Source organism: Comamonas thiooxydans, assembly GCF_002157685.2.
Classification (GTDB): domain Bacteria; phylum Pseudomonadota; class Gammaproteobacteria; order Burkholderiales; family Burkholderiaceae_C; genus Comamonas; species Comamonas testosteroni_H.
Genome location: NZ_AP026738.1, coordinates 1,856,185 through 1,873,230, shown reverse-complemented (window position 1 = coordinate 1,873,230; position 17,046 = coordinate 1,856,185). Strand labels below are relative to the sequence as shown.

General features: G+C 63.2%; 5 protein-coding genes. All 5 read right to left on the bottom strand.

Features of this window, described 5'->3' with window-relative positions:
* Positions 1-9: 9 nt before the first annotated feature.
* Positions 10-1,218 (bottom strand): beta-barrel domain-containing protein, encoded by a 1,209-nt coding sequence (locus CTR2_RS08630; protein WP_087084396.1) that lies wholly within the window; start codon positions 1,216-1,218, stop codon positions 10-12.
* A gap of 77 nt (positions 1,219-1,295) precedes the next feature.
* Positions 1,296-3,563 carry a type I secretion system permease/ATPase gene (locus CTR2_RS08625; RefSeq protein ID WP_087084397.1) on the bottom strand — a complete coding sequence of 756 codons (2,268 nt, stop codon included), beginning with the start codon at positions 3,561-3,563 and terminating at the stop codon, positions 1,296-1,298.
* Positions 3,560-4,939, bottom strand: a complete 1,380-nt coding sequence (locus CTR2_RS08620; protein WP_254913410.1) for a TolC family outer membrane protein — start codon at positions 4,937-4,939, stop codon at positions 3,560-3,562. The genes CTR2_RS08625 and CTR2_RS08620 overlap by 4 nt, the downstream gene beginning before the upstream one ends.
* Before the next feature lie 118 nt (positions 4,940-5,057).
* The gene (locus CTR2_RS08615; protein WP_254913411.1) at positions 5,058-5,192 is read right to left on the bottom strand and encodes a hypothetical protein; all 135 of its coding nucleotides are present in this window, start codon (positions 5,190-5,192) and stop codon (positions 5,058-5,060) included.
* Between the two features lie 62 nt (positions 5,193-5,254).
* Entirely contained in the window at positions 5,255-16,738 is an 11,484-nt protein-coding gene (locus CTR2_RS08610; RefSeq protein WP_310223724.1) for an Ig-like domain-containing protein, read from the bottom strand.
* Positions 16,739-17,046: the final 308 nt, after the last annotated feature.

The window sequence follows — 17,046 nt, the reverse complement described above, 5'->3', positions numbered from 1 at the left end:
TGTAGGGCTTCAGCGCTCACGCAGGGCCTCGCGCGCCTTGTTCAGCGGCTTGGTCAAATAGTCCCAGACGGTCTTGCGGCCCGTTCGGATATCGGTGGCTGCCACCATGCCCGGCACAATGGGCATGCGCTGGCCTGCCTTGTTCACAAGCACATCCGAGTCGGTGCGCACCAGAACCGGGTAATAGACGATTTCGGGCTTGACCTCGTCGCGCTGGGTATCCGGGGCAATCGTCACCACCTGGCCCTTGAGGCCGCCATAGACTGCGTAGTCGTAGGCCGTCACCTTGACCAGAGCCTCCTGGCCTGGACGGATGAAGGCAATGTCGCGCGGCGAGATATGGGCCTCCACCAGCAATTGGTCATCGAGAGGTACCAAGGCCATCAGCAGGCCGTTGGGCGGCACCACGCCCCCGATGGTAGTCACCTGCAGGCTCTTGACCACGCCTCGCACAGGCGACTGCAGTGTCAGGCGATCCAGTGAATCCGCACGCCCGCGCACCACTGAAGACAGGGACTTCGCCTCCGCATCCGCCTTGGCAAGTTCTTCGCGGCTGCGCACCATGTAGCCAGAACGCGCCTCGGCGATCTTCAGCTCCAGCTCCGCTCCCTGGCGCTGCAGGCGGATGAGTTCGACGCTGCTAGCAGCACCGCTGGCTTGCAGCGACTGCGTGATGCCCAGCTCCTTGCGCACCAGGGCCAGCGCCTGGCTCAGACCTGCCACCGTATCGTTCAGCGCCGCGCGGCGTGAACGGAACAGCGCGCTCTCCGAAGCCTTGAGTTGCGCATGATCATCCAGCTCTTGAGGGAACTGCAGGCTGTCGCGGCCCTCGACCTCGGCACGCAGGCGCACGCTGGCGGCCAAAGCCGCACGGTATCGGGCCGCAGTCTCCTCCACGCTGGACTCGCCACGCGTAGGTTCCAGCTTGGCAAGCACCTGACCTTTCTCCACGATATCGCCTTCGTGCACCAGCAGCTCGGACAGAATTCCGCCCTCCAGTGACTGGATGCGCTGTTCGCGCGAGGACGGGATAACCTTGCCGCTGCCGTTGGACACCTCGTCGATCTCGAAGAACCAGGCCCATGCCAGAAAAGCCAGCACAAAGGCCGTGACCAGCCACACCACGCGATCCGAGTGACTTGCGCGTACCTCATCGAAGTCACCGATGGCCGGCATGGCGGCATGCCGACGCGCAGACCCGGGCATAGGTGAAAGCATGGGCGCGGACTCAACCGTCATCGCGGGTGTTGTTGTAGATGTTGCCTTCGATGTCTCACCGGGAACTGCTGTCTCCGTCATTCCTGCCCCTCCTCTGCAGAGACCAGCCTTTTCACCGGCTGCACCGCTACCTTCATGCGCCCGCTCTGCACGACGCGAACATTCTGCTGCGGGGCTGCCTGCTGGACACCGCCATTCAGGCGCTTGAGCACCTCATCGCGCGCGCCCTGCAACACCACCTGCCCCTTGTCCACCACGATGATCTTGTCCACCGCCTGCAGCACAGCGGGCCGGTGCGTGGCGACGACCAAGGTGCGCCCCGGTGCAAGCTTGCGCAACCGGGCAATCACATCGCGCTCGGCCACATCGTCCAGCGCCGCCGTGGGCTCGTCCAGCAGCAGCACGCGCGGCTGGCGCAACATCAGGCGCGCCAACAGCAGGCTCTGACGCTGACCGCCCGACAGGCCCTGCCCTCCCTCCATGACCATGTGATCCAGCCCCGTGGGCAGGGTGCACACAAAGGCCCAGGCACCCGCGTCCTGCAGCGCGGCCATGAGTTCCATATCGCTCGCATGAGGAGCGCCCAGCAGCAGGTTCTCGCGCAGCGAACCGTAGAACAGGCGCGCATTCTGCGTCAGCAGGCCTACGTCGCGGCGCACGTCGGCCGGGTCTATGTGAGCCAGCGCCACGTCGTCCAACAGCAGGCGCCCGCTCACGGGCTCGGTCAGACCCGATAGCGCCTGCAGCAGCGTCGACTTGCCCGCTCCGTTGCGCCCCAGGATGGCAATGCGCTCACCGGCTGCGATCTGCAGCTTCTTGACTTGCAGTGCCGGGGTCTTGCCGTCGTAGCTGAACACGGCTTCGCCGAAGTCGTAGCGCCCCTCGATGACAGGACGGTGGACGCGGCTGCCGTCCTCGGCGTGGTCCACGGGCAGGCGCATGAGCTGGTCCAACCCATCGCTGGCCATCTTGGCCTGCTGCCAGCGATTGAGCACACCGGTCACGCTGGACAAGGGCGCCAGCATGCGGCTGACCAGAATGGAAGACGCAACCAGCACGCCGGTGCTCATATCGCCGCGCATCACCTGGGGAGCGCCAAAGAACACCACAAAGGCGAAAGCACTGCCCTGCACCGTCTGCATCCAGTTGCTCAGATGATGCAGCAACGCCCGCAGCTTCAGACCCGACTCGGCATTCACGACGTTGTAGTGATTCCACTGATTCTGAAAGCGCGGCTCGGCCTGCAGCAGCTTGATGTCTTCAATGCCCTGCACCGTCTCCACCAGCATGGCGTTGCGCAGCGCCGATTCGCGCATGCTGGCCTGAGCCAGGTTGCGCAGACGCTTTTGCGCCAGCAGGCTGGGCGCGAGCAGCAGCACAAAGGCCGCCAGCGGTACCCACACCAGCGAGCCCGCGATCATCCAGAAGATGAAGCAGAACAGGACAAAGAACGGCAGGTCGGCCACGGCCGCTGCCGTGGTGGAGGTCAGCATCTCCCGCACCGGCTCCAGCTCACGGATCTGGGCCACAAAAGTTCCTGTGGCGCGCGGACGGGCGCCGTTCTTCACGCGCAGCGCATGACCGAAGACGCGGTCCGAAATGCGCAGGTCTGCCCGCTTGCCCAGCATGTCGGTAATGTGCATGCGCGCGGCGCGCATGGCCCAGGCGAACGCAATGGACAGCAGCACACCGCCGAACAACACGTACAGCGTAGGCTCGGACTGGGACGGCACCACACGGTCATAGACCTGCATGGAAAACAGAATGCCGCCCAAGGCCATCAGATTGGTGATGAACGAGGCCAGCAGAATATGGCCATAGGGTCGCAGATCGGCAAACACGATGTCGCGCAGCCAGTGACGCTCCACGGGGCGCAGGTAGCTGTCCACACGCGAATCGGGGGCCGACTGCAACGGACGCAGCACCGCCATGGTCTCCACCTCCGGCTGCAACTCGGCCAGCGTGTGCGTGCTCTCGCCGCCCTCGTCGCCGCTCAGCAGCAGGCGCAAGCCGCTCTCGGTCAGAGCCGTGACGATAGCCACCTGCCCCCCGCGCAGCTGCACGGCCACGGGTAGACGCCAGGCCGTCAACCGCTTCAGGTCCGGAGCCACCTCGGTCACGGCAAGGCCTGCCTGCTGGGCCATCTGGCGTATGCAGTGGCGCAAATCCTCGCTAGACATGCCATCGGCCGCCCAGGCCGCGTCCACACGCAGACGCTCGCGCGAGGTATCGATCTGGTAATGCGCTGCCACTGCCAGGACGGCGTCCAGCCAGCCCTGCATCAATGGCGGCAATTGCTTGGCGCTTGCCTGCTCGGCAGCTACCTGGTTCATCGCGTCGTTCATCGCATCGCTCCCTGGCCCCGGTCACGCAGCCGGGTATCCAGCGCGAACTCATCGGCCAACCTCCCGCTCTGGTACCAACACTCCACAGCCAGCCGCTGCAGGTCATGTGAGCTATCCACCTGCTCGAAACGTGCGCTGTGATATTCCTGTTCGGCGTTGAGCAGATCCAGCAGCGAGCGTGTGCCCAGTTGCAGATATTGCTCACGGTACAGATCGCGCGTGATGCGGATGCTGGTGATACGCTGGTCCACCACTGGCTGACGCTCCAACAGGCCCAGGCTCTGGTCCTGCGCGTCGCGCAGCGACTGACGCGCCTGGAACTCGGCGTTGGCCACTGCCGCGTCGGCGGCCTCCAGCGCATGGCCGGCCGCGCGCTGGCGTGCCTGGTTGCGCCCGCCTTCGAACAGCGGTGCCGAGACATTGAACATCACGCGCATGTCCACATCCGGATAACCTGCCGGACGCGAGGCTGCATTCAACCCGCGCGAGGCCGAGCCATCCACCGACAGCGTCGGCAAGAGTTGCGCATCTGCTGCCTTCAATTCGGCCTGGGCCTGCGCTCGCTGCCCCTGGGCCCGGCGCACCGCTGCCGTGGGTTGCACCTGCGCGGCGGCGCAGGCCTGCGGCAGAGCATCGGGCACATCGCCTTTTCCTGTATTCGCTTCACCCACTGTAGGTGGCGTCTGCAACCCGATCAGAGTCATCAGCCGCGCTTGCCAGCGGCGCGCCTGCGCCTCGTAATTGATCAATTGGCCACGCGCGCCATCCATGCGCGACTGTGCCTGCATAAAGTCCGAACGGGTGCTCGCGCCCTTGATCTGGCGCTCCCTGGCCAGCTCCGCCAACGCACTCACGCCCTCGAGCTGACTTTTGGCAATCGCCACCATGGCCTGCTGGCGGCGCAGCTCCACCCAGGCCTGCGCAGCCTCGCGAGCTACATCGTCGGTGGACAGATAAACCTGCGCCTGGGCAACCTCGATGCTGGCTTCGGCCTGCTGCACAGCGCTGTCCACCTTGCCGAAGTCGTACAGCATCTGCGACACCGAGACGCTGGCGTCATAGACACGTCGCGAGGTATAGGGGTAGACATCCCGGTTGTTCACCTGCGCCCCCAACCCGCCCTTGACCTGCGGGTAATAACCGGCGCGGGCCGACGCCACGCCCTCGTCCGCCCCCAGCAGTTGCCCCTGCGCCGTACGCACTGCAGGGTGCCATGCCACAGCCGCCTGTACCGCTGCACGCATATCCATGGCCTGGCTCGGCCTGGCCTGGCTTGCAGGCTCTGCTGCATGGGCTGCGCCCATCGCGCAGACCAGCGCGGCCGCTGCTGCGGCCTGGCGCATGGAAGGCACAGGGAGTTGGGACTTGATCAACATATCCATCGCTATCGCTATCTCTATCGCTGGGGACTTACGCAGATCAGGACTCGCCAGGACCGCTTCCTTGAAGCGAAGCAGGTACCTGAGCCTGATTTGCGTAAGTCGTGTTGCTGTTTCACAGCTTGGCATCGCGGCGCTCTGCCGCGATCACCACTCCACATCGCAGCACCCAGGCCAGCGACACGGACTGTTTGTTCTTCTGATTGCTATCGCGTATATAGCTGGCAGCGCGCACAGCACGCCGTTTCAAGCATTTCTCATACTTGAAACGGCGTACCTCAGGCACTAGCAGCTATCAGGTTTGATGAAGCATCAAACATGCACCGGCTGGTGCAGCTCCTCCTCGGGCAGCGGAGCTGGCATATACAGGGCCAGATCCTGCGGCGCAGCTACAGGCGCTGCAGGTGCAGCGGGCTCGTCCGCCGAACCCAGGCCGGCGATGTTGCCGCCAGCCTCGCCCAGCTCACTCTGGGGCTGCAGCACATCGTGCAGCGCAGGCAGCGCGGCAGGTTCGTCCGCATCCGCCGCCAGAGCGTCGAGGTGCTCCAGGTCCAGGCCTGCGCTCATGGCAAACGCCGCCGGGGCCGGAGATGGCAATACCGTGCCTGCAGGATGGACCGTGAGGGTCAGCGTCGAGCCGGCCTTATCGCCATCCGCATCAATCAGCTCGAAGCCGATGTTCTCGACATGCGTGCTGCCTGAGGCAATCAGCGGCGGCACATAGGTGTAGCTGCCGTCGTCCATGCTGATGACCAGCTTGCCTCCCTTGTTGACGTCTCCACCCGAACCCTCGGTATTGATGGTCCAGGTGTGGGTAGTGCTGTTCCAGGTGCCATTCGAAGTACCGCCTGTTACCGTGCCATCGGCGTGGTAGACGCGGCCATTGACCGTAATCGAATCCACGCTGCCGCCATCGGCCCCCCATTCCGACTCGCCAAGCAATCCACCGCTGGTCACACTGCCGCTGGTATTCACCCCAACCGAATCGCGCAAGATCGGGGGCAGCTTCGCTGTATCGGGCACCATGACAGCATCAGTATCTTCTCCGGTACGGCCATCGTAAGCAGCCGGATTGATATTCTTTTCCGTCCCAGCAGCACCAGGCGAAATACCGAACGCCATGGAGTTCATATGGTTGTCGGTCAGGAAGGTCTTCCATTGGCTTTCCAACGCCGTTTTGATTTCGTAGTTGGGAGTCGATGCACCATCGGTCAGAAGGTAAGCGACATTGTTCCCACCACTGATCTTGCCAGCCGATGTCTGGAACGCATTCATCGCCTCTGTCAACGCGGTGGAATGGTACGTCCCGCCATTGATGCCGTTGGGCATGCCGCTAGTCTTCAGACTGTCAACATAGGCCTTAGCACTGTCGATGCTCTCCCACTGCGAACCATGGGTTGAGGCCCCGGCCCCGAAAATCACGATACGAACTGCGACATCGCCCAATGCGTGATAGCTGTCAAGCATCATCTTGACGGCTTCCTGCATGATCTGCATCCGGGTCTTCGTGCCGCCGTCCTTCCCGCTCATGCTCCCTGACACATCCAGGATCAGCAGCAGGTTGGTGTGCTGCGTCGGCAGAACATAATCACTTTCGGTCGGCTCCGCCACGGGAATACCGTCCCCGATTGTCACAGTCAGCTTGCCGGTGTCTGTATGCACGCCATCGCTGACGGTGACCTTCAGGTTCAGCTCCAGCGAGTTCTCGCCATTGTTTGCAGGGAGCTTTGGGTGATCCACCGGCCCCTTTAGCGTCACGGTGTAATGGCCCGCATTGTCAATGCTGGCTTCAATGATCACCTTACCGCCAGCCTTGCCGACCAGCGGATCGTCAGTCGTGCCGCTGCCGCTCCAGACCACTGCTACCCCACCAGAGGTCAGTGGCTCGGTTGGAGCCGACAACGTCACGGTCTGGGTGCCAACTGCAACGGTATCGGGATCAGTAATCTCGATCGTACCCGTCACTGCCGCCGGTTTCGGATTGGCGGGATCCGTCTGCGCGCCGCTAGGCAAGCCCTCTTCAGACACGATAACCGCAGTGTCCTTGGTCCACACGGGAGCGTTGTCGTTCAGATCCCGCTCCTTGAGCGTGACAGTGATCTCGGTCTTGCCACCTTCGGTATCAGTCGCCACCACTTTGATCTGCTGGACGTTACCGCCCCTCTCAAAGTCGTTGGCTTCCGACGCCACTCCAGCAACCGTCAAGGTGATCTCGCCAGTCGCCGTATTGATTGCATACCAGCCATTGGGGTTGCTGGCTAGGTCGATGCTATAGGTCACCGAATCGCTGTCGCTATCGGTAGCCTTCACCTGGCCCAGCACCTTGCCTGCGACGCTGTTCTCGTCGTAGCTGAAGGTGTAGTCCGTCACCGGCGACTCGCCCGGAGCGCCTGGATCGACAAACACCGGCGGCTTGCTCACGGTCACGGTGACGTTGGCCGTCTCGGGCGTGCCGCCATCGGTCTGCGCCGTGTAGCTGAACTTGGCGTCGCCCACAAAGCCCGCCTTGGGCGTGAACTCCAGTTGGCCGCCCACCAGCTTGACGCTGCCGCTGCCGTTGGTCAGAGCCACCGCAGCGCCGCCTTCGGTGATGGCCTGGCCATCGACCTGCGTGATCGTGACGTTGGCACCTTCGAAGTCGTCGTTGCCCAGCACGTCAATGCTGACGGACTTGTCGTAGCCGGTGGTGGCTGTGTCGTCGGTCACATCCTGCTCGGGCGTGAACTCGACCGTCACCGTGGTGGTGGTCTTGCCGCCCTTGCCGTCGTCCACGATCACCGTGAATGCATCGGGGCCGTTGTAGTCCGGATCGGGCGTGTAGGTGTACTTGCCGGTGTCCTTGTCGATGGTCACCGTGCCGTGAGCGGGCGGATCGCCCAGCTCGTAGGTCAGCGGATCATTGTCCTTGTCCGTGCCGGTGACCTTGCCGTTGAACGGTGTGTCCTCACCCACGGTGATCTTGTAGCCACCGCCAGGGCCTGGCGTGAACGTCTGACCGGGGAACTCCGGGTTGCCCGGATCAATGTTGGGATCGGTAGGCTCAGGCAGCTGATTGGCCGCCACGGTCACGGTGACGTTGGCCGTCTCGGGCGTGCCGCCATCGGTCTGCGCCGTGTAGCTGAACTTGGCGTCGCCCACAAAGCCCGCCTTGGGCGTGAACTCCAGTTGGCCACCCACCAGCTTGACGCTGCCGCTGCCGTTGGTCAGAGCCACCGCTGCACCGCCTTCGGTGATGGCCTGGCCATCGACCTGCGTGATCGTGACGTTGGCACCTTCGAAGTCGTCGTTGCCCAGCACGTCGATGGTGACCGGCTTGTCGTAGCCGGTCGTCGCAGTGTCGTCGCTCACGTCCACTTCCGGCGTGAACTCGACCGTCACCGTGGTGGTGGTCTTGCCACCCTTGCCATCGTCCACGATCACCGTGAATGCATCGGGGCCGTTGTAGTCCGGATCGGGCGTGTAGGTGTACTTGCCGGTGTCCTTGTCGATGGTCACCGTGCCGTGAGCGGGCGGATCGCCCAGCTCGTAGGTCAGCGGATCATTGTCCTTGTCCGTGCCGGTGACCTTGCCGTTGAAAGGCTGGTCCTCACCCACGGTGATCTTGTAGCCACCGCCAGGGCCTGGCGTGAACGTCTGACCGGGGAACTCCGGGTTGCCCGGATCAATGTTGGGATCGGTAGGCTCGGGCAGCTGATTGGCCGCCACGGTCACGGTGACGTTGGCCGTCTCGGGCGTGCCGCCATCGGTCTGCGCCGTGTAGCTGAACTTGGCGTCCCCTACAAAGCCCGCCTTGGGCGTGAACTCCAGTTGGCCGCCCACCAGCTTGACGCTGCCGCTGCCGTTGGTCAGAGCCACCGCTGCACCGCCTTCGGTGATGGCCTGGCCATCGACCTGCGTGATCGTGACGTTGGCGCCTTCAAAGTCGTCGTTGCCCAGCACGTCAATGCTGACGGACTTGTCGTAGCCGGTGGTGGCTGTGTCGTCGCTCACGTCCACTTCCGGCGTGAACTCGACCGTCACCGTGGTGGTGGTCTTGCCACCCTTGCCATCGTCCACGATCACCGTGAATGCATCGGGGCCGTTGTAGTCCGGATCGGGCGTGTAGGTGTACTTGCCGGTGTCCTTGTCGATGGTCACCGTGCCGTGAGCGGGCGGATCGCCCAGCTCGTAGGTCAGCGGATCATTGTCCTTGTCCGTGCCGGTGACCTTGCCGTTGAAAGGCTGGTCCTCACCCACGGTGATCTTGTAGCCACCGCCAGGGCCTGGCGTGAACGTCTGACCGGGGAACTCCGGGTTGCCCGGATCAATGTTGGGATCGGTAGGCTCAGGCAGCTGATTGGCCGCCACGGTCACGGTGACGTTGGCCGTCTCGGGCGTGCCGCCATCGGTCTGCGCCGTGTAGCTGAACTTGGCGTCCCCTACAAAGCCCGCCTTGGGCGTGAACTCCAGTTGGCCGCCCACCAGCTTGACGCTGCCGCTGCCGTTGGTCAGAGCCACCGCTGCACCGCCTTCGGTGATGGCCTGGCCATCGACCTGCGTGATCGTGACGTTGGCACCTTCGAAGTCGTCGTTGCCCAGCACGTCAATGCTGACGGACTTGTCGTAGCCGGTCGTCGCCGTGTCGTCGCTCACGTCCACTTCCGGCGTGAACTCGACCGTCACCGTGGTGGTGGTCTTGCCGCCCTTGCCGTCGTCCACGATCACCGTGAATGCATCGGGGCCGTTGTAGTCCGGATCGGGCGTGTAGGTGTACTTGCCGGTGTCCTTGTCGATGGTCACCGTGCCGTGAGCGGGCGGATTGCCCAGCTCGTAGGTCAGCGGATCATTGTCCTTGTCCGTGCCGGTGACCTTGCCGTTGAACGGTGTGTCCTCACCCACGGTGATCTTGTAGCCACCGCCAGGACCTGGCGTGAACGTCTGACCGGGGAACTCCGGGTTGCCCGGGTCGATGTTGGGATCGGTAGGCTCGGGCAGCTGATTGGCCGCCACGGTCACGGTGACGTTGGCCGTCTCGGGCGTGCCGCCATCGGTCTGCGCCGTGTAGCTGAACTTGGCGTCGCCCACAAAGCCCGCCTTGGGCGTGAACTCCAGTTGGCCGCCCACCAGCTTGACGCTGCCGCTGCCGTTGGTCAGAGCCACCGCAGCGCCGCCTTCGGTGATGGCCTGGCCATCGACCTGCGTGATCGTGACGTTGGCACCTTCGAAGTCGTCGTTGCCCAGCACGTCGATGCTGACGGACTTGTCGTAGCCGGTCGTCGCCGTGTCGTCGCTCACGTCCACTTCCGGCGTGAACTCGACCGTCACCGTGGTGGTGGTCTTGCCACCCTTGCCGTCGTCCACGATCACCGTGAATGCATCCGGGCCGTTGTAGTCCGGATCGGGCGTGTAGGTGTACTTGCCGGTGTCCTTGTCGATGGTCACCGTGCCGTGAGCGGGCGGATCGCCCAGCTCGTAGGTCAGCGGATCATTGTCCTTGTCCGTGCCGGTGACCTTGCCGTTGAACGGTGTGTCCTCACCCACGGTGATCTTGTAGCCACCGCCAGGACCTGGCGTGAACGTCTGACCGGGGAACTCCGGGTTGCCCGGGTCGATGTTGGGATCGGTAGGCTCGGGCAGCTGATTGGCCGCCACGGTCACGGTGACGTTGGCCGTCTCGGGCGTGCCGCCATCGGTCTGCGCCGTGTAGCTGAACTTGGCGTCCCCTACAAAGCCCGCCTTGGGCGTGAACTCCAGTTGGCCGCCCACCAGCTTGACGCTGCCGCTGCCGTTGGTCAGAGCCACCGCTGCACCGCCTTCGGTGATGGCCTGGCCATCGACCTGCGTGATCGTGACGTTGGCACCTTCGAAGTCGTCGTTGCCCAGCACGTCGATGGTGACCGGCTTGTTGTAGCCGGTCGTCGCAGTGTCGTCGCTCACGTCCACTTCCGGCGTGAACTCGACCGTCACCGTGGTGGTGGTCTTGCCACCCTTGCCATCGTCCACGATCACCGTGAATGCATCGGGGCCGTTGTAGTCCGGATCGGGCGTGTAGGTGTACTTGCCGGTGTCCTTGTCGATGGTCACCGTGCCGTGAGCGGGCGGATCGCCCAGCTCGTAGGTCAGCGGATCATTGTCCTTGTCCGTGCCGGTGACCTTGCCGTTGAAAGGCTGGTCCTCACCCACGGAGATCTTGTAGCCACCGCCAGGGCCTGGCGTGAACGTCTGACCGGGGAACTCCGGGTTGCCCGGGTCGATGTTGGGATCGGTAGGCTCGGGCAGCTGATTGGCCGCCACGGTCACGGTGACATTGGCTGTCTCGGGCGTGCCGCCATCGGTCTGCGCCGTGTAGCTGAACTTGGCGTCCCCTACAAAGCCCGCCTTGGGCGTGAACTCCAGTTGGCCGCCCACCAGCTTGACGCTGCCGCTGCCGTTGGTCAGAGCCACCGCTGCACCGCCTTCGGTGATGGCCTGGCCATCGACCTGCGTGATCGTGACGTTGGCACCTTCGAAGTCGTCGTTGCCCAGCACGTCAATGCTGACGGACTTGTCGTAGCCGGTGGTGGCTGTGTCGTCGCTCACGTCCACTTCCGGCGTGAACTCGACCGTCACCGTGGTGGTGGTCTTGCCGCCCTTGCCGTCGTCCACGATCACCGTGAATGCATCGGGGCCGTTGTAGTCCGGATCGGGCGTGTAGGTGTACTTGCCGGTGTCCTTGTCGATGGTCACCGTGCCGTGAGCGGGCGGATCGCCCAGCTCGTAGGTCAGCGGATCATTGTCCTTGTCCGTGCCGGTGACCTTGCCGTTGAAAGGCTGGTCCTCACCCACGGTGATCTTGTAGCCACCGCCAGGGCCTGGCGTGAACGTCTGACCGGGGAACTCCGGGTTGCCCGGATCAATGTTGGGATCGGTAGGCTCGGGCAGCTGATTGGCCGCCACGGTCACGGTGACGTTGGCCGTCTCGGGCGTGCCGCCATCGGTCTGCGCCGTGTAGCTGAACTTGGCGTCCCCTACAAAGCCCGCCTTGGGCGTGAACTCCAGTTGGCCGCCCACCAGCTTGACGCTGCCGCTGCCGTTGGTCAGAGCCACCGCTGCACCGCCTTCGGTGATGGCCTGGCCATCGACCTGCGTGATCGTGACGTTGGCACCTTCGAAGTCGTCGTTGCCCAGCACGTCAATGCTGACGGACTTGTCGTAGCCGGTGGTGGCTGTGTCGTCGCTCACGTCCACTTCCGGCGTGAACTCGACCGTCACCGTGGTGGTGGTCTTGCCACCCTTGCCATCGTCCACGATCACCGTGAATGCATCGGGGCCGTTGTAGTCCGGATCGGGCGTGTAGGTGTACTTGCCGGTGTCCTTGTCGATGGTCACCGTGCCGTGAGCGGGCGGATCGCCCAGCTCGTAGGTCAGCGGATCATTGTCCTTGTCCGTGCCGGTGACCTTGCCGTTGAAAGGCTGGTCCTCACCCACGGTGATCTTGTAGCCACCGCCAGGGCCTGGCGTGAACGTCTGACCGGGGAACTCCGGGTTGCCCGGATCAATGTTGGGATCGGTAGGCTCGGGCAGCTGATTGGCCGCCACGGTCACGGTGACGTTGGCCGTCTCGGGCGTGCCGCCATCGGTCTGCGCCGTGTAGCTGAACTTGGCGTCCCCTACAAAGCCCGCCTTGGGCGTGAACTCCAGTTGGCCGCCCACCAGCTTGACGCTGCCGCTGCCGTTGGTCAGAGCCACCGCTGCACCGCCTTCGGTGATGGCCTGGCCATCGACCTGCGTGATCGTGACGTTGGCACCTTCGAAGTCGTCGTTGCCCAGCACGTCAATGCTGACGGACTTGTCGTAGCCGGTGGTGGCTGTGTCGTCGCTCACGTCCACTTCCGGCGTGAACTCGACCGTCACCGTGGTGGTGGTCTTGCCACCCTTGCCATCGTCCACGATCACCGTGAATGCATCGGGGCCGTTGTAGTCCGGATCGGGCGTGTAGGTGTACTTGCCGGTGTCCTTGTCGATGGTCACCGTGCCGTGAGCGGGCGGATCGCCCAGCTCGTAGGTCAGCGGATCATTGTCCTTGTCCGTGCCGGTGACCTTGCCGTTGAAAGGCTGGTCCTCACCCACGGTGATCTTGTAGCCACCGCCAGGGCCTGGCGTGAACGTCTGACCGGGGAACTCCGGGTTGCCCGGATCAATGTTGGGATCGGTAGGCTCAGGCAGCTGATTGGCCGCCACGGTCACGGTGACGTTGGCCGTCTCGGGCGTGCCGCCATCGGTCTGCGCCGTGTAGCTGAACTTGGCGTCGCCCACAAAGCCCGCCTTGGGCGTGAACTCCAGTTGGCCACCCACCAGCTTGACGCTGCCGCTGCCGTTGGTCAGAGCCACCGCTGCACCGCCTTCGGTGATGGCCTGGCCATCGACCTGCGTGATCGTGACGTTGGCACCTTCGAAGTCGTCGTTGCCCAGCACGTCGATGGTGACCGGCTTGTCGTAGCCGGTCGTCGCAGTGTCGTCGCTCACGTCCACTTCCGGCGTGAACTCGACCGTCACCGTGGTGGTGGTCTTGCCACCCTTGCCATCGTCCACGATCACCGTGAATGCATCGGGGCCGTTGTAGTCCGGATCGGGCGTGTAGGTGTACTTGCCGGTGTCCTTGTCGATGGTCACCGTGCCGTGAGCGGGCGGATCGCCCAGCTCGTAGGTCAGCGGATCATTGTCCTTGTCCGTGCCGGTGACCTTGCCGTTGAAAGGCTGGTCCTCACCCACGGTGATCTTGTAGCCACCGCCAGGGCCTGGCGTGAACGTCTGACCGGGGAACTCCGGGTTGCCCGGATCAATGTTGGGATCGGTAGGCTCGGGCAGCTGATTGGCCGCCACGGTCACGGTGACGTTGGCCGTCTCGGGCGTGCCGCCATCGGTCTGCGCCGTGTAGCTGAACTTGGCGTCCCCTACAAAGCCCGCCTTGGGCGTGAACTCCAGTTGGCCGCCCACCAGCTTGACGCTGCCGCTGCCGTTGGTCAGAGCCACCGCTGCACCGCCTTCGGTGATGGCCTGGCCATCGACCTGCGTGATCGTGACGTTGGCGCCTTCAAAGTCGTCGTTGCCCAGCACGTCAATGCTGACGGACTTGTCGTAGCCGGTGGTGGCTGTGTCGTCGCTCACGTCCACTTCCGGCGTGAACTCGACCGTCACCGTGGTGGTGGTCTTGCCACCCTTGCCATCGTCCACGATCACCGTGAATGCATCGGGGCCGTTGTAGTCCGGATCGGGCGTGTAGGTGTACTTGCCGGTGTCCTTGTCGATGGTCACCGTGCCGTGAGCGGGCGGATCGCCCAGCTCGTAGGTCAGCGGATCATTGTCCTTGTCCGTGCCGGTGACCTTGCCGTTGAAAGGCTGGTCCTCACCCACGGTGATCTTGTAGCCACCGCCAGGGCCTGGCGTGAACGTCTGACCGGGGAACTCCGGGTTGCCCGGATCAATGTTGGGATCGGTAGGCTCAGGCAGCTGATTGGCCGCCACGGTCACGGTGACGTTGGCCGTCTCGGGCGTGCCGCCATCGGTCTGCGCCGTGTAGCTGAACTTGGCGTCGCCCACAAAGCCCGCCTTGGGCGTGAACTCCAGTTGGCCACCCACCAGCTTGACGCTGCCGCTGCCGTTGGTCAGAGCCACCGCTGCACCGCCTTCGGTGATGGCCTGGCCATCGACCTGCGTGATCGTGACGTTGGCACCTTCGAAGTCGTCGTTGCCCAGCACGTCGATGGTGACCGGCTTGTCGTAGCCGGTCGTCGCAGTGTCGTCGCTCACGTCCACTTCCGGCGTGAACTCGACCGTCACCGTGGTGGTGGTCTTGCCACCCTTGCCATCGTCCACGATCACCGTGAATGCATCGGGGCCGTTGTAGTCCGGATCGGGCGTGTAGGTGTACTTGCCGGTGTCCTTGTCGATGGTCACCGTGCCGTGAGCGGGCGGATCGCCCAGCTCGTAGGTCAGCGGATCATTGTCCTTGTCCGTGCCGGTGACCTTGCCGTTGAACGGTGTGTCCTCACCCACGGTGATCTTGTAGCCACCGCCAGGACCTGGCGTGAACGTCTGACCGGGGAACTCCGGGTTGCCCGGGTCGATGTTGGGATCGGTAGGCTCGGGCAGCTGATTGGCCGCCACGGTCACGGTGACGTTGGCCGTCTCGGGCGTGCCGCCATCGGTCTGCGCCGTGTAGCTGAACTTGGCGTCGCCCACAAAGCCCGCCTTGGGCGTGAACTCCAGTTGGCCGCCCACCAGCTTGACGCTGCCGCTGCCGTTGGTCAGAGCCACCGCAGCGCCGCCTTCGGTGATGGCCTGGCCATCGACCTGCGTGATCGTGACGTTGGCACCTTCGAAGTCGTCGTTGCCCAGCACGTCGATGCTGACGGACTTGTCGTAGCCGGTCGTCGCCGTGTCGTCGCTCACGTCCACTTCCGGCGTGAACTCGACCGTCACCGTGGTGGTGGTCTTGCCGCCCTTGCCGTCGTCCACGATCACCGTGAATGCATCGGGGCCGTTGTAGTCCGGATCGGGCGTGTAGGTGTACTTGCCGGTGTCCTTGTCGATGGTCACCGTGCCGTGAGCGGGCGGATTGCCCAGCTCGTAGGTCAGCGGATCATTGTCCTTGTCCGTGCCGGTGACCTTGCCGTTGAACGGTGTGTCCTCACCCACGGTGATCTTGTAGCCACCGCCAGGACCTGGCGTGAACGTCTGACCGGGGAACTCCGGGTTGCCCGGGTCGATGTTGGGATCGGTAGGCTCAGGCAGCTGATTGGCCGCCACGGTCACGGTGACGTTGGCCGTCTCGGGCGTGCCGCCATCGGTCTGCGCCGTGTAGCTGAACTTGGCGTCGCCCACAAAGCCCGCCTTGGGCGTGAACTCCAGTTGGCCACCCACCAGCTTGACGCTGCCGTCGGCCACGACCACGGTCTGGCCTTCAACGATCGCTGTGCCGTTGACTTCCGTGATCTTGACGTTGTTGCCTGCGAACTTGTCGTTGCCCAGCACGTCAATGGTGACGGACTTCCCAAAGCCGATGCCCTCGATGTCGTCGTACGCATCCTGCTCCGCTCCGACATTGACCGTCACCGTGGTGGTGGTCTTGCCGCCCTTGCCGTCGTCCACGATCACCGTGAACTCGTCCGTACCCGGGCCGCTCCAGTCCTTGTTGGGCGTGTAGGTGTACTCGCCGGTGTTCCTGTCAATGGTCACTGTGCCATGAGCGGGCGGTGTGCCCAATCCGTAGGTCAACGAATCGCCATCAGAATCCTTGCCCACAACCTTGCCATTGAAAGGCTGATCTTCGCGCACAGTGACTTTGTAACCGCCATTGTTGAATTCCTGCCCGGGCACGTGACCCGGGGTACCAGGGTTCAACCCTTCATTGGGATCGATAGGCTCTGGAGGATTGTTGGCATTCTTGCCACCTCCACCGCTACCGCCACTCGACACAGCCAGCCCCCCCAGACCCAACCCCACAAGCCACGGCAGCCACGCAGCAACAGACTCATTCGATTCGATCTCAGTGAACTCGAAGCCTTCCCAGGCCCCACCATATTGACCCCACCAAAGCACGCCCTGCTGATCCTCCAAGACCAGATCGTTGCGCCCTTCCTCTGCATATGCAGCGAAGAATCCGTTCACATAGATTTGTTTTCCATCGACCAAAGTCAGTACCAGGTCATTACCGACACGAGTCGATTTGACGATCTGTTCCGGTGCAACTTTGAGGATGACTGCAGAAGGCTTATCTAAAACCAGGCCTTGCTCTGTAGAGGCGACTTTTCCACCAGACTTGTATACGGCTTCCATGAACTTCTCCTTGATTCCTAACCTTGGCAAAGTTCTGAACCCTCTACCTTGGGGTGCTCAATGCCAAATGCTTGCGAATGCTAGGAGTTAGCGGTCTGGAACGCTTTTGAAAAAGCGAACATTCCATCTGCCTACCAGACAACAATTCAAAACAAATGTCAATTTCTCTTTCGACAGACATTTGCTCCATCACACCGATGTTTAAAAACAGGAATCTGCTTTTGAATTCCAGAAAAACTTGTAAACAAACGTCAGATTCGGTGCATCTACGTCACCCGCAGCGCCAAAACGTAACACGTCGTTAAAAA

Bases quoted from the DNA above. Each gene is read 5' to 3' on its own strand.
- CTR2_RS08625 (WP_087084397.1), bottom strand. From the start codon at position 3,563: ATGAACGACGCGATGAACCAGGTAGCTGCCGAGCAGGCAAGCGCCAAG.
- CTR2_RS08630 (WP_087084396.1), bottom strand. From the start codon at position 1,218: ATGCTTTCACCTATGCCCGGGTCTGCGCGTCGGCATGCCGCCATGCCG.
- CTR2_RS08610 (WP_310223724.1), bottom strand. From the start codon at position 16,738: ATGGAAGCCGTATACAAGTCTGGTGGAAAAGTCGCCTCTACAGAGCAA.
- CTR2_RS08620 (WP_254913410.1), bottom strand. From the start codon at position 4,939: ATGTTGATCAAGTCCCAACTCCCTGTGCCTTCCATGCGCCAGGCCGCA.